15 protein-coding genes are annotated in these 14,373 nt (G+C 40.4%); 4 read left to right on the top strand and 11 right to left on the bottom strand.

Annotated elements, in window-relative coordinates:
* Positions 1 to 140: 140 nt before the first annotated feature.
* Both DVR12_RS22330 and DVR12_RS22335 read right to left on the bottom strand, forming a co-directional pair.
* On the bottom strand, positions 141 to 1,238 hold the full coding sequence (locus tag DVR12_RS22330) for a phosphotransferase enzyme family protein (protein ID WP_158563338.1): 1,098 nt from the start codon (positions 1,236 to 1,238) through the stop codon (positions 141 to 143).
* Positions 1,229 to 2,197 (bottom strand): sugar phosphate nucleotidyltransferase, encoded by a 969-nt coding sequence (locus DVR12_RS22335; protein WP_233522443.1) that lies wholly within the window; start codon positions 2,195 to 2,197, stop codon positions 1,229 to 1,231. The genes DVR12_RS22330 and DVR12_RS22335 overlap by 10 nt, the downstream gene beginning before the upstream one ends.
* 159 nt (positions 2,198 to 2,356) lie before the next feature.
* Between DVR12_RS22335 and DVR12_RS22340 the strand changes: the two genes are divergently transcribed.
* Together DVR12_RS22340 and DVR12_RS22345 are read left to right on the top strand one after the other, a co-directional pair.
* The gene (locus DVR12_RS22340; RefSeq protein WP_116978022.1) at positions 2,357 to 3,238 is read left to right on the top strand and encodes a 1-aminocyclopropane-1-carboxylate deaminase/D-cysteine desulfhydrase; all 882 of its coding nucleotides are present in this window, start codon (positions 2,357 to 2,359) and stop codon (positions 3,236 to 3,238) included.
* A 67-nt stretch (positions 3,239 to 3,305) separates the two neighbouring features.
* On the top strand, positions 3,306 to 4,037 hold the full coding sequence (locus DVR12_RS22345; protein WP_116978023.1) for a hypothetical protein: 732 nt from the start codon (positions 3,306 to 3,308) through the stop codon (positions 4,035 to 4,037).
* A 70-nt stretch (positions 4,038 to 4,107) separates the two neighbouring features.
* Here the strand turns inward: DVR12_RS22345 and lipB are convergent, their stop codons facing one another.
* Positions 4,108 to 4,815 carry a lipoyl(octanoyl) transferase LipB gene (lipB, locus tag DVR12_RS22350; protein ID WP_233522444.1) on the bottom strand — a complete coding sequence of 236 codons (708 nt, stop codon included), beginning with the start codon at positions 4,813 to 4,815 and terminating at the stop codon, positions 4,108 to 4,110.
* Positions 4,816 to 5,329: 514 nt separating this feature from the next.
* Between lipB and DVR12_RS22355 the strand changes: the two genes are divergently transcribed.
* Entirely contained in the window at positions 5,330 to 6,400 is a 1,071-nt protein-coding gene (locus DVR12_RS22355) for an RluA family pseudouridine synthase (RefSeq protein WP_116978024.1), read from the top strand.
* Positions 6,401 to 6,501: 101 nt separating this feature from the next.
* A complete protein-coding gene (locus tag DVR12_RS22360) occupies positions 6,502 to 8,181 on the top strand; it encodes a gliding motility-associated C-terminal domain-containing protein (protein WP_116978025.1) in 1,680 nt (559 codons plus the stop codon).
* Here DVR12_RS22360 and DVR12_RS22365 read toward each other — a convergent pair.
* The 8 genes from DVR12_RS22365 to DVR12_RS22400 form a co-directional block, all read right to left on the bottom strand.
* Positions 8,175 to 9,122 (bottom strand): LolA-like protein, encoded by a 948-nt coding sequence (locus DVR12_RS22365; RefSeq protein WP_116978026.1) that lies wholly within the window; start codon positions 9,120 to 9,122, stop codon positions 8,175 to 8,177. The genes DVR12_RS22360 and DVR12_RS22365 overlap by 7 nt on opposite strands.
* Before the next feature lie 128 nt (positions 9,123 to 9,250).
* Positions 9,251 to 10,099: an anti-sigma factor gene (locus DVR12_RS22370; RefSeq protein ID WP_116978027.1), complete on the bottom strand. Its 849-nt coding sequence runs from the start codon at positions 10,097 to 10,099 to the stop codon at positions 9,251 to 9,253.
* A 2-nt stretch (positions 10,100 to 10,101) separates the two neighbouring features.
* On the bottom strand, positions 10,102 to 10,659 hold the full coding sequence (locus DVR12_RS22375) for an RNA polymerase sigma factor (RefSeq protein ID WP_116978057.1): 558 nt from the start codon (positions 10,657 to 10,659) through the stop codon (positions 10,102 to 10,104).
* A gap of 174 nt (positions 10,660 to 10,833) precedes the next feature.
* Positions 10,834 to 11,754 (bottom strand): anti-sigma factor domain-containing protein, encoded by a 921-nt coding sequence (locus tag DVR12_RS22380; protein WP_116978028.1) that lies wholly within the window; start codon positions 11,752 to 11,754, stop codon positions 10,834 to 10,836.
* Positions 11,755 to 11,763: 9 nt separating this feature from the next.
* On the bottom strand, positions 11,764 to 12,315 hold the full coding sequence (locus tag DVR12_RS22385; RefSeq protein WP_116978029.1) for an RNA polymerase sigma factor: 552 nt from the start codon (positions 12,313 to 12,315) through the stop codon (positions 11,764 to 11,766).
* Positions 12,316 to 12,391: 76 nt separating this feature from the next.
* Entirely contained in the window at positions 12,392 to 12,970 is a 579-nt protein-coding gene (gene def / locus DVR12_RS22390; protein WP_116978030.1) for a peptide deformylase, read from the bottom strand.
* A gap of 101 nt (positions 12,971 to 13,071) precedes the next feature.
* A complete protein-coding gene (gene ruvX, locus DVR12_RS22395; protein ID WP_116978031.1) occupies positions 13,072 to 13,485 on the bottom strand; it encodes a Holliday junction resolvase RuvX in 414 nt (137 codons plus the stop codon).
* 18 nt (positions 13,486 to 13,503) lie between these two features.
* Positions 13,504 to 14,370 (bottom strand): UbiA-like polyprenyltransferase, encoded by an 867-nt coding sequence (locus DVR12_RS22400; RefSeq protein ID WP_116978032.1) that lies wholly within the window; start codon positions 14,368 to 14,370, stop codon positions 13,504 to 13,506.
* Positions 14,371 to 14,373: the final 3 nt, after the last annotated feature.

A 14,373-nucleotide genomic window follows, 5' to 3' on the forward strand; every position in this document is an offset into this window, starting at 1 on the left:
ATTAAAGTTCAGTAGTATTCATTATTATATTAAAATGCAAAGAGGCCAGCTCATTAACTGAGATGGCCTCTTTAGTAGTTCGCCGAAGCGATAAAATGATTTCATTTCATTTACTGTTCACTTTCTAAAAATGATTTCATTTATTGTTCACTTGTTGCGCTGATCAGCAGACATTTATCGATGATAAGTTGCAGTTCAGGTTCTTTTTCGATTAGTCGTTGCAGTAATACCAATTGGTTTTTAGCACGATCGAAGTTGTGGTTTGGATACTTGATTGGGTAGTAAACATCCCCGTTCAGGTAATCTGAAAGGAATCTGATTCCTTGCATGTAGATCATAAACTTTCCTGCGAAGAACAATTGTTGCTTTTCAACATTTGTCAGTGAATTTCCGATTTCGCCGAGGTAACCTTGCATGAGGGCTTCGTAATATTCTGCCCGGATGACGATTTTGCTGAAATCATTTTCTTCTTCAGAGACGGGGCAAACATAAGTTCTGATCATGTCGCCCAAATCAGAGATCATTTTTCCCGGCATTAGAGTATCCAGGTCGCAAACACAAATACCTTCAAAAGTATCCTTGTTGAGTAATACATTATTGATTTTGGTATCATGATGCATTAACCGGTCTCTGAATTCGTGATTTGTTTTCAGTTGTTCGTACGTTACGGCGATGTCGGAGAATTGCAGGAATTCTTCAATCATCTTTTCTGCTGCAGACTTCCTGTCATCTTTTGCATTTCTTATAGCATCCTGGAAGGTGCTGTAACGCAAGGTCAGATTGTGGAAGTTTGGAATAGAAGCTTTAAACGGTTTCAGATCGATGCCCGAAAGGTAATTGGCTAAGCGGCCGAATTGTCTGGCAGCTTCGAAAGCCTGCTTTGGGTTATCTGCCTGATCTACCGTAATGGAATCCGCAATGAAGGGAATCAATCGCCAGTATTCGTTGTTGATTACAAAGAGCTCTTCCCCGTTAACCGTGGGGATTGGCGTAATGAACAGATAGCCGGGATGATGTACTGCCAAATAATCTGCTGCCATCCTTTGATTTGCAGCGATGATTGTTGGTTCCTTGAATACGTTTACATTGATTTTTTGAAGAACGTATTTGCTGCTGTCCTGCTTCTTTTCTAGCAAAAAGGTGTTGTTGATGTGTCCTGATCCAAATTTTCGGACATTTAATCCTTCAGGCTCCAAACCGAAAGCCTGAAGGATCTTTTCATTTGGCTTTATTTCCATAAATTGTCTGGATATTCTCCATTCGCAACCAGCTGGTTTAAGCTGGCCTGCACGCCCGGTGCATCTTCTTTGTAGGTAACACCAAACCATTTGGAACTGGTTGGAATTACCTTTACCAGGCCTTTATCGCGACGGATAAACTCATCTGCAACGATAGGAATAAAGAACTCAGATTTTGGATTGCTGATATTCTTATCCAAAAATTCGTTGAACAAATCCTGGCTCAGTTGGAAAACACTTGGATCGAAGGCCCAGAAGTTCATAGATACCGGCGTATTTGCATCCAAAGGATGTTTGCCACCATCTGCATCTTCATAAACTATCTGATCGTTTTCCTTATATATTTTAGTTCTTTCGTTAATAGCTGCAAGATTACCTGCTGCATTCACTTCACAAACCCCACGGGATACAGAGCCATGTTCGCTGATAGTCTTACCTAACTCGTAACCAATTACGCTGTAAACATCCGGTTTGCATCCGTTTTTCAGGAATTCTGCTGCTTTTACAAAAGCATCGGTTCCATAGAAATCATCTGCATTAATTACCGCAAATGGTTCGTTAATGGCATTTTTAGCACAAAGGATCGCATGTGCAGTTCCCCAAGGCTTAGTTCTTTCAGCCGGGATCTGATGATCTCCTATATAAGCATCCATCTCCTGGAATACATAATCCGTTTCAACACGTCCTTTCAGTTTAGGCTCAAATATTTCTTTGAACTCAGCTGCAAAGTTTTCACGAATAATAAATACAATTTTTCCAAATCCGGCGTTGATTGCATCATAAATTGAGTAATCAATAATAGTTTCACCACTGGGGCCAAATTTCTGGATTTGTTTTAAACTGCCATATCGACTGGCCATACCGGCCGCTAGAATCAATAAAGTCGGTTGCATTTTTCTGATATTAGTTTTATAATGATCAACTATTTTCCCAAAAATATCGGCGCCTAATTTAAACATTAAATACTGTTTTCTCAGCTTCTTTTTATGTTATATCTCTGTTTTTATCGCCATTTGATGAGATTTACAGTATACTTATATATATCAAATCCTTTCCAATACTGCCTTTAGGTAACATATATTACCTTCGCAAAAAATATATGTTTTTTATCGATTCGCATGACAGACCTTTCTAATATTACCTTAGACACACTGAAAGCCGGTTGGATTTCCCCTCATCTTCATGCGGCGGTATTAAGACTCGACAAACTACATCCCGAGGTTTCCGGCAACAAATGGTTTAAATTAAAATATAATATATCTATCGCCCGGGAAAACAACAAGGGCATCCTTACTTTTGGAGGGGCCTACTCCAATCATATTGCCGCTACAGCCATGGCCTGCAAACTTGCCAATATTCCCTGCATTGGTATTATCAGAGGGGAAGAATTGGAGCAAAATCTCAATCATACCCTTAAACTGGCGAAGGATAATGGCATGCAGCTTAGGTTTACCGACAGAAACAGCTATAGAAACAAAACTTCCTTTGCCACCCAATATCCTGATTATTTAATAGTTCCTGAGGGAGGGCACAACGCTGCAGGAGCCAAAGGGTGTGAAGAAATTCTGACGATCCACCCCACAAATGATTATTCACATATCCTCTGTGCCGCCGGTACTGGTACTACCCTGGCCGGATTAATAAATAGCGCAGCTCCACATCAGAAAGTAATAGGCATACCTGTGCTAAAGGGTGCAACATTTCTTGAACAGGAGGTGGCAGCGTTATTATCTCCCGATCACAGGGCTGAATGGGAGCTGTTATATCAGTTTCACGGAGGAGGATATGGCAAAAGTTCCAGGGAACTCATAAATTTTATGAATTCTTTATATCAGGAAACTTTGCTCCCTACCGACATAATTTATACAGGAAAAATGTTGATGGCTTTTCATCAATTATCGCTACAGTCGTGGTTTCCAGCAGGCAGCCGGGTTTTAATGATCCATACCGGAGGCTTGCAGGGCAATCTTTCTTTAGCTCCAAACGTTCTGTTGTTCTAAAAACAGTTCATTATATTTAAACCGTAGTGTATTTTTGCCAACTTAAAGAGCCTTTTCGATTTTCAGTATGAAGCAGCTAGTGCGTATAACTTTTGTTATCGGGATATTATTATTGAGCACATTTGTAGGAAAAGCACAAGTTCAGGAGTATACACCTCCTGTTTTACCAAACTTTGATGCTACCATTAAAACTGGTAAAATCCAGCTCGACTGGATTTCAGGATTTACGCAGGTTAAGGAAATAGGCATTCAGCGGTCGCTGGATAGTGTCTTAAACTTTAACACAATTGGATATGCCAGTTATCCAACTCAAACCAGAAATGCATATCTGGATAACCGTCCATTACCCGGTACCAACTACTATCGTCTCTTTATTCTGTTTACCAACGGTACCTTCATGTATAGCAAAACGGTGTTAGCTGTATCTGACAGTACTATTCGTGCCGATCAGAAACTACAATATGCCGATATTAAAGATGCAGTAAAGGGATTAAAAGGTAAAGAAGTAGAAAATAAAGAACCAGAAAGAGTTGTATGGCATCCTTCAAACTACATATATACAACCGGTGATGGAAATGTGAGCATCAAATTACCCGATGCCGCACAGAAAAATTATTCAGTGAAGTTTTTTGAATCAAATGGAACCTTCCTGTTTGAGATAGAGCATGTAAAAAGTCCAAGCCTGGTACTGGAAAAAGCCATTTTCCTGCATGCAGGGTGGTTCAATTTTGAGATCTACGATGGTCCTATTCTCAAGGAAAAATGGAGCCTCTTTATTCCGTTGAATTATAAGATGTAATTTTTATATAAAAAGAAAAACGCGAAGGTTATCACAATAACCTTCGCGTTTTTCTTTTTATATACCTGATTTACAGGATGATGTTTGCCTCAAATATCTCAGCAAAATTCTTTCTCAGCTTCTCCTTAACCTCATTAATATCTATCTCTCTTCCAAGTTCATGACTCAATGATGCTACCTTTTTGTCCTGAATTCCGCAAGGCACGATTTTGTTAAAATAGTCCATACTGGTATTCACATTCAGCGCAAAACCGTGCATGGTTACCCAACGGCTGCATCTAACCCCCATTGCACAGATTTTCCTTGCTTTAGCCTTGTCATGAGGTTCCAGCCATACACCAGTTTCTCCGGCCGAACGATCGCCCTTTAGTCCATATTCCGCGATAGTGCGGATAATTACTTCCTCAAGATTTCTCAGGTATTTACCTATATCTGTATAAAATTTCTCCAGGTCCAGAATTGGATAACCGACTATCTGACCAGGACCATGAAAAGTGATATCTCCGCCTCTATTGGTTGGTACAAAACCAATTCCCTGCTCTTTCAGCGCCTCCTGAGAAACCAGGAGGTTTTCCATATGTCCGCTTTTTCCTAAAGTATATACCGGTGGGTGTTCACAAAAAAGAAGGTAATTAGTAGTATCGACAGGGATTTGTCCTGCAGCCGCAGATTTTAACCCTACATTCTGTTTCAGTAGCTTTTCCTGATAATCCCAGGCTTCCTGATAGTCTATAGTTCCAAGATCACTAAAAAGGATCTCTTGTCTAATCTTTTCCATAATCGCCCCCAAAGTTAGGTAGTTTCTCGCAGAGGCGCTAAGTTTGTTTAAGAGGCATAAGTTTTTAGTTTTAAAGAAAATCTGTTGAGCCTCTTGAATACAATCCAATTGGAAGCCCTTAATAAAATCCGCTACAATCCTTTTGTTACTTAATATTAGTCTTAGCCTCTCTACGAGCAAAAAAGCGAGCCTGCAAGCCCGGAAAAACTTATCTAAGATTCGCTGTTGAGCCTCTTGAAAACAATCCAATTGGAAGCCCTTAATAAAATCCGCTACAATCCTTTTGTTACTTAATATTAGTCTTAGCCTCTCTGCGAGCAAAAAAGCGAGCCTGCGAGCCCGGAAAAACTTATCTAAGATTCGCTGTTGAGCCTCTTGAATACAATCCAATTGGAAGCCCTTAATAAAATCCGCTACAATCCTTTTGTTACTTAATATTAGTCTTAGCTTCTCTGCGAGCAAAAAAGCGAGCCTGCGAGCCCGGAAAAACTTATTTTTGCGAAAAATATAGCGAATGTCTGAAGAATTGCTGGAATTGGAAGATGAGCTGGAAAATGGGGAAGGAAGTGAGGAATTATATGAAAAGATCAATATGGTGGTCGATAAAGGCCAGGAACCCATTCGGATCGATAAATTCCTTACTGCCCGTATTGAAGGCGCTACCCGCAATAAAATACAACAAGCATTAGATGGTGAATTGGTATTGGTGAATGACAAACCTGTCAAATCCAATTACAAAATCAGGCCATTAGACAGAATTGTCGTGTTTTCCAATAAGAGCCCGGAAAACACGGATATTATTCCGCAGGAACTCCCGCTCAACATAGTATACGAGGATGACGATATCCTGATAATCGATAAACCAGCCGGATTAGTTGTACATCCTGGTTCAGGAAACCGCGATGGCACCCTGGTTAATGGACTTGCCTGGTACCTGGGTGATAAAACCCAGTCTGTTGAACCCGAACTGCCAAGATTTGGATTGGTACACCGTATAGATAAAAATACAAGTGGACTTCTGGTAATCGCCAAAACAGATAAGGCAATGAGCGATCTTGCCAAACAATTCTTCGATCATACCGTGCACCGCCGGTATATAGCCTTAGTATGGGGCGATTTTGAAGAAGATGAAGGAACCGTTATTGCCCATGTAGGACGCCATCAGCGCCTTCGCAAAATCATGGATGCTTACCCGGATGGAGAGTATGGAAAAGAAGCTATCACTCACTACAGAGTATTGGAACGATATAATTATGTAAGTCTGATTGAGTGCCGCCTCGAAACAGGAAGAACCCATCAGATCCGTGTACATATGCAACACATAGGTCATTCTCTCTTCAATGATGAAACCTACGGAGGTAGCAGAATCGTTAAAGGCACTGTGTATACCAAATACAAACAGTTTGTTGATAACTGTTTTGAAATTATGCCACGACACGCTCTGCACGCACAACAATTAGGTTTTATACACCCACGCACCAGAAAACAAATGTACTTCGAAAGCCCAATGCCGGCCGATTTCACAGGAGTGCTGGAAAAGTGGAAAAGATATATTTCTGCACGTCCGCTTACCGATAACGACTAGCAGAATACGGATGGGAAATAAAGAAAAATATTTCCCATCCTAATTTATTAGAAATAATAAACATATTTGAATTATCTTAGCGGACATTACCATGTCATTACATGAGAAGCCAGATAGTTCGTGTTCCTCCATATTGGTCTATACTACCAGCGTTACTGGTATACTGCCTATTCTTCTGTCCTATAGCCGCCAAAGCTCAAGGCAACAATCCATTTAGTGTGTCGTCGACCTGTGTTAATGACACTACTTTCTTTTCCATTAATCAGCCTATGGGCATTGATTCGGTTAAATGGTTTTTCGGAGATCCCAATTCCGGAGCAAAAAATTCTTCAAAATCAATTTCTCCCTATCATATATATACTAATATTGGTACCTATAATGATACGCTGGTGGCATGGCGACAAGGAATTCCGGATACCACTATTCAGCCGATTGTAATTGTAATGATCCCCTTTTTTGATCTGGGGCCCCAGGACGTTACATTATGTGAAGGCAGTACAATGACATTAACCGCACCACTTATCCCGGGTGCCGAATACCTGTGGCAGGATGGTTCTACCAGCAACACAATACTTGTAGATACTTCTGCTACCTATAAAGTGAAAATAAATGGTTGTCCAAATCCTGATTCTGTCAACGTATTTTATACTCCCATTCCGAAAGTAGACTTAGGAAAAGATCTGATTTTATGCACCAATGAGAATATAATGCTGGATGCCACAGCTCAGAACTGTACCTACTTATGGAATACAGGAAATACAGAACCCACACAAAACGTAACCACCAGTGGCACCTACCATGTAGATATATTTCCTAAGGGATGTGCGCCGATGTCGGACGACATCACCATTACATTTACCGGTCCACCGTATCCATTTTCATTGGGCCCGGACACCTTATTATGTCCTGGTGAAACTATTCGTATTGCCCCTGTTGTAAACGGAGCCAGCAAATGGGAATGGAGTACCGGAGCTACAAGCCCCTCAGTTACTATCAGTAATACTACGAATCTCTGGGCGTTGGTGGAGATAAACGGTATTTGTAGTGTAGTAGACACCATTTTCATCAACTATAACAGACTTAAAAAATTAGATCTGGGTAGGGATACTACCATTTGTAAGGGCAATTTTCTTGTATTAACAGCCGATTTCGGTAATGGAACCTACAAATGGCAGGATGGTTCAGATCAGGCAACCTATTACGTAACCAAACCAGGTTATTATTATGTAGATGCCAAAATAGGACGTTGCGAATCGACCGATAGTATAGCTGTTTATTTTGAAGATACCTTAAGGGTAAACCTGGGGCCAGACACGCTATTATGTCTGGGAGAAGTATACAGGTTAAAAGCACAGGGAGCAATGGGAGGAATCTATAAATGGCAGGATAGCACCAGTACCAGTATGTATACCGTTACACAACCGGGAATATATGCCATGGTAGCGTATAACAGCTGTGGAAAGAGTGTAGATTCTGTTGTAGTACGCTATAAAGATTGTGCTTGTCAGGTATATTTACCAAATGCCTTTACCCCGAATGGAGACGGGAAAAATGATTATTTCCGGCCCATATACCGATGTCCGATCTACGATTATGTATTAAGTATATATAACCGCTGGGGAGAGCGGGTATTTTACACTACCGATCCACAGGTAGGGTGGACGGGCAAAGTAAACGGACTAACAGCAGCCCTCAACACATATGTATGGATCCTGGATTATAAGGAATATAATACCAAGTTACCAGTGCATAAAACGGGAACAGTTACAATAATTTACTGAGCCGCAGTGAAGTTGCTGAACTTAGCTGAAAACACAGCTGTTTCCCGTTTCTTGAACGGAACATCCCAGGTACCGTTGTAGGTAACCAAAGCAGGAATAAGTAAACCGTTGAACTTAGTCATTTGTACATTCATCTTCACATTGAAATCGAACAGCATTGTTTTATAAGACAAAGCATATTTACGCCCAACGATTTCGAAATTATCTTTATTGAACCAGGTGATTAATTCATCGATCACAACATCTGCCCTGTCGATACGGTTGAGGTCTGGTTTTGCTTTTGCAGTAAATACATAACATGGAGTACCATCAACATAATTCTCTGAACTGATAGAGAAATTATAAAAGCGCATTACATCAGAATCGAAGATTGCGACTTTAGCTCCCACTACTGGTACCCCTCTAACAGGCTTACCTGGGTTGAAGATAAGTTGTTTGAGCTGTGATTTATGTCTTGCCATTGAGCCGCCGGAGGATTCCGGATTTTCGCCGCGGGCATCAACGCACACAGTTCCCTTTGTAAAAAAGAGATTGGCGTATAACTCAGCTGTATAGTAATTATAGTTGCCTTTTCTGGTATAAAAGTCACCTGTTACCTGTTCGTTCATCACCTGCATGGATCTGCAACGGCCGGTAACGGTTTGTTTGGTTTGATTATAGAGAGAAGCCTGGCTGCTTCCATCTTTTGCGAGGATTTTGATATCGTTGACGGCGTCAAATCCTACGATATGTAGATTTTTAAATGCGCGGTAAAAAGTGGTATCGTCCTCTACCCTTTTAATGAAGCTATTAACGTCGAAGCCTACACGTTTTGCGGCAACAACCACCTCATCGAGGTTAACGGTCATGCCCCTGTAGTGGGCGGTATCCTGAGCTGTTGATTGGAGGTAACAGCCAATAATTATCAGTGTGCAGATGATTCCTTTCAATGAGTTAATCATGCTGCAATTTAAGGGATTCTAAGTTTCTCTCAAAGATGCAGTGTTGCTGAAACATTGTTCAGCGATCAATATAAAAAAGAAGGGCGGGATCAGGCCCGCCCTTTGTGAGATTAGATTTTAGAGAATGGTCAACCAGGTATTTTTCCTGCAACATACATCTGCTCCATGGTTGGTGAAGCGGCACCGCCTTTCTTCTCAAGTGTTACAGCAAACATTTGAGCTTTGCCGGTGACTTTCATTTTCTGGAGTAGATTAACAGTATCACCCATTTCGAACACACCCATATCAACAGGTTTACCATCTACGATAGCCCACAGTTGATATTGCTGATCTGCTTTAGGTTCTGGGAGATTATTAACCTTGAGGTAAACCTGCTGGCTTTCCTTGTTCCAGAAGACGGTAGCGAGTGCAGTTGGGAATGCTTTAGTACCAGGCATAGAAACCTTAAATACTTTAGGATCCTGTATTACGTTCATAGACTCCTGCATTTGTTCTAAGCGTGTTTTGTAAAGATTGCTTTTCGACAAAATGGAGTTTTGAGAAAGGAGTAAAGACTCATATTTGTCTTTATACCCTTTAAATTCTTTGTATCTGTTGAAGAACACAAAGTTCAGCAACAGACTGCCTAGCAGTAAAACTGCTGCGATGGAGGCGATCCATTTCCAGGTTGGGCGTTTTGATGATTGCATGTAAACAACTTTAGTTGGTTGCAGGTCATTGTCGGTTTCTGACAGTACTTGCTGCAAGTTGGGTGTATTGTTAAGGTTTGAGAAAATGCGGTTTTTGACATCAGCGGAGGGGTTGATACTTTGCATGTTAACGTAGGCTTCCATACTCCGGCGATAGGCTTCAACTTCGGCAGCAACTTCCGGGAATTGAGCTATAGCTGCATTCAGTTCCCGAACTTGTTGTTCGGAAGCCACGCCAGCCATATAAAGCTCGATGATCCCGGATGATATGAAGTCTTGTGAATTCACTTTTATAAATTGGTTGAATTAATGATTGTTCTTAATTGTTGAATTGCATTTCTCATTCTGGTTTTAACAGTTCCCAATGGCACATCCATTATTCTTGCAATTTCCTCCTGGGTACATCCCTTGTAATAGGCCAGGTCTATTAACTGTCGTTGTTCTTTAGTTAGTCTTTCCAACACCTGAGAAAATCCTAGTTGGTCATTTATTGGCAGAACCGGTGTTGTTTCCTTGAGGGCATGCAAATCATCGGTATTATAAATTGTTTTTTGTTCTTGTTTGAAGGATTTAGATCTGAGAAGATCAATAGCGGTATTTCTGGCAACGTTGAGCATCCAGGTAAAGAGCCGGCCTTTTTGTTCGTTGTATGTATCGGCATTTCTCCAGATTTTAAGAAACACTTCCTGCAAAACATCATTGGCAGCAGCATTATCGTTTAATACTTTGCTGATCACTCCGAATAATGCGGGTGAGTAGAGATCATATATATAACTGAAGAGTTTCTCGTCACGTGCCAGTAGGCCATGAACGAGTTCAGTTTCGGTATATGTAACTGAAGATTCCAAATTAATTCTTGTAGAATTATTAACAGTTAGGTAAATGACAAACACACAGGCATGATGAGGTTAATCATGCGCATTCAGGATTACAAATACTCAATTTGTTGTGTGGTCTTTATGGTTGTTAACCTGGGGTATTGGGATAAAGCAATTTACATTTTTTCTTTATACTAAAAGAAATTATTGTGTTCGATGTCCGCTCATAATTATTTCTTCTTTAGCAGGAGGAGTGGTAGAACCTACTGTTTGTAAAGAAATGATAAAACTATCTGCATTTTTTATTTCTTTCATTTGTTGCCAAACCTTGGTCATATTAGCTCCGGTATTAAAAACACCGGCATCTTTAAAGGTTGAATTATGGATGGCCCATAAATGAAATTGTTTCCCATTTGGAGGTAACGGCATTAACTGTGCAAGTAAAAGCACGGCGTTGCTATGGTTATTCCACCCAATATCGATAGAACTACCCTCATAGTTGCTGGTACCTTCTAAATGAGTCAGTTTAAAATCAGGATCCTTTAAGCTGCTATTGGTATTGTTTGATGGGCTTTGATAAGCTGTTTGATTTTGTTGTTCTTTTTGTTCATCCAATTTTTCACGGGTAGCGATCAGCTCTTTATATCTGCCTTCATAATCATTTGAAGCATTAAAGAAAAAGAAGTTTAGCAAAACACTTCCCACCAGTACAATAATAATAGCAGCTGTAGCATACTTCCATTTCAGATCGGAAGAGGATTTGGATGCTGGTTTATGTATTATTGGTTTAGGTTTGATGGTATGATGATTGGAAGAAGGTAATTTATATTGTTGTTGACTGGTAGGATCAGAAAGGGAAGGTTTTGGTTGCAATTCCATAGAATTACCAGCAGCAGCTTCTTCTTCGTGAATGATGGCCAGTATTTTCTCTTTAATGACTGAGGGAGGAGTGATGGCGTAGAGTTGCACAAAGCGTTCCTTTTCCTGCTGCAAAGCACGAACTGCAGCACGGATATCGGGGTATTGCAAGGCAGCTATCTCTACTTCGATCTGCTCCTCTTCCGGGAGCATTCCAAATACGTAGCTTTCAAGAATGCCGGATGATATGTAATGTTGTACATCCACTAGTGAGGATTACACTTGTTTTAACAGCGTTCTTAATTGAATAATAGCATTGCGCATACGGGTTTTCACGGTGCCCAATGGTATTTCAAGGGACCTGGCTATTTCTTCCTGGGTATGCCCCTTGAAATATGCCATGTCAATAATAATTCGTTGATCCTTTTGCAAGCGCTCAATCACTTTAGATAGGCCCAGATGATCGACTGAAAGATGAACAGCTAGTTGAGGTTCGTACATCAGGGAAGCACTGTTTACATCAGTAACTTTCTGTTCTAATTTGTGATTTTTGGAACGGAGACTGTCTATTGCTGTATTCCGCGTGATATTGAGCATCCAGGTAAATAGCCGACCTTTAGAGGGGTCGTATCTGTCGATATTCCGCCAGATCTTTACGAATACTTCCTGTAGTACATCACCAGCGGCAGCTTCCTCTCCCAATACTTTCAGGGCAACACCATATAAAGCCGGGGAATAATGATCATACAGGTAGGTGAATACTTTTTCATCCCTGGTCGAAAGACCCTGAACCAATTCAACTTCAGTGTATGTTAAGGTTGCGCCCAAATTTGAGGATATGGATGTTAGCTTTAGCTTTGCAATACCAAAATAAAAGGTTTTCTTTACATTACAAAATTATTTCCTATTTGGGGAAGGTCATCTTGTAATCAACCCGAATCTTACCTTTAGTAATATCATCGAGTTTACTTTTCAGCATTCTCCTTTTTAATGGCTTTAAATAATCGATGAATAATTTACCATCGATATGGTCATATTCATGCAAAATTACTCTGGCAGTTACTCCTCTGAAAGTTTTTTCCTGTGGTTGAAAGTTCTCATCAACATATTTCAGTGTAACGGTTTCTGCCCTGTCTACATCTTCGCGGATTTTAGGAATACTTAAACAGCCTTCATTATAAGACCATTCCTTACCACCTGTTTCTACGATATGAGCATTGATAAAAACTTCCTTTACTCCTTCATCGCCAGGATATTCATCTTTCTCATCTTCTTCAAGATTATCGATGATTTGCTTGCTGTCTACAACAAACAAACGGATAGATTTATTGATCTGAGGTGCGGCAATACCTACACCATTGGAACCATACATTGTTTGCCACATATTGGCAATTAACTCTTTCAATCCAGGGTATTCGGGCGTTATATCTTCAGCTACACTCCTTAAAACCGGGTGCCCGTAAGCAACTATTGGCAAAATCATGTTCAAAATCTTATTTGATCTGCAAAGATAGACAATTTGAAAATAAGGCAAGTCATCAGATTTAGAGAAGCCTTAATTTATATGTGGTTTAAAATCAGATATTATGAATTATACTGAAGATATTCCTGTAATATAATGGTTGCGCTGATTTCATCTACCAGTCCTTTATTCTGACGATCCTTCTTCTTAAGTCCGCTATCAATCATGGTTTGGAAAGCCAGTTTACTGGTAAACCTTTCATCCATTTTAATAACCGGAATATCAGGGAAGTTTTTGCCCAGAATACGGATAGCTTCCTTTACCAGGGCGGTAGCGTCGGTAGCCTGGCCATCAAGGCCTTTGGGTTCTCCTATCACTATCTTCTCCACTACTTCTGAAGCAAAATATTTCTTGAGATAAGGAATGAGTTCATGCGTAGGAACTGTGGTTAATCCACTTGCAATTAATTTCATAGGGTCCGTAACTGCAAGACCAGTACGCTTTTTCCCATAATCTATTGCCAAAATGCGGCCCATAAAAATCTATCTAAAAAATCAGGAAAAAATCAACATATCAGCAATTGCAAAAACAGCAAATACTACACTCGCAATACCATTAGTGGTCATAAACATGATATTGATCCTGCTAAGATCATCTGGTTTTACCAACAGATGTTGTGAAATAAGCATTGCAACAAACACAATAGCGCCAATCCAGTAAATCCAGTGAAAATGTCCTAAAAGGCCAATTGTGATGACTAATGCAGCTGCAATAACATGCAAAAATTCAGAGAAACGTAAAGCACCGGATAATCCCAGCCAGGCCGGAATAGAATTCAACTGTTGTGATTTGTCGAAATCTTCATCCTGTAATGAGTATATAATATCGAACCCTGAAACCCAGCATAATACAAGGCAGGAAACCAATACCGGCAATACTGCAAATTCGCCTGTTACAGCCAGATAAGCGCCAATCGGGGCAAGTGACAACCCTACTCCAAGCACCATATGGCAAAGTGCAGTAAATCGTTTGGTATAGCTATATCCCAATACAACAGCCAATGCAACTGGTGATAAGAAAAAGCAGATCCTGTTTATAAACCAGGTAGTAGCGATAAAGAGCAGTACATTGGCAATTATAAAGTAACCTGCATTTTTGCTGGAGATAATCCCGGCAGGGATCTCTCTTTTAGCGGTACGGGGGTTTAATTTATCTATATCCACATCTAACCAACGGTTAAAGGCCATTGCAGCACTTCGGGCAAAGATCATACACAGGACAACCAGTCCGAAAGTGAGCCAGGAGAAACTACCTTCTCCCTTTGTTACAGCCATGAAAAAGCCAATCAACGCAAATGGCATTGCGAAAATGGTATGGCTGAATTTTACAAGTGATAAATACTTATTAACCGTTGAAATCATATT

Source organism: Chitinophaga silvatica (genome assembly GCF_003419895.1).
Taxonomy (GTDB): Bacteria; Bacteroidota; Bacteroidia; order Chitinophagales; family Chitinophagaceae; genus Chitinophaga; species Chitinophaga silvatica.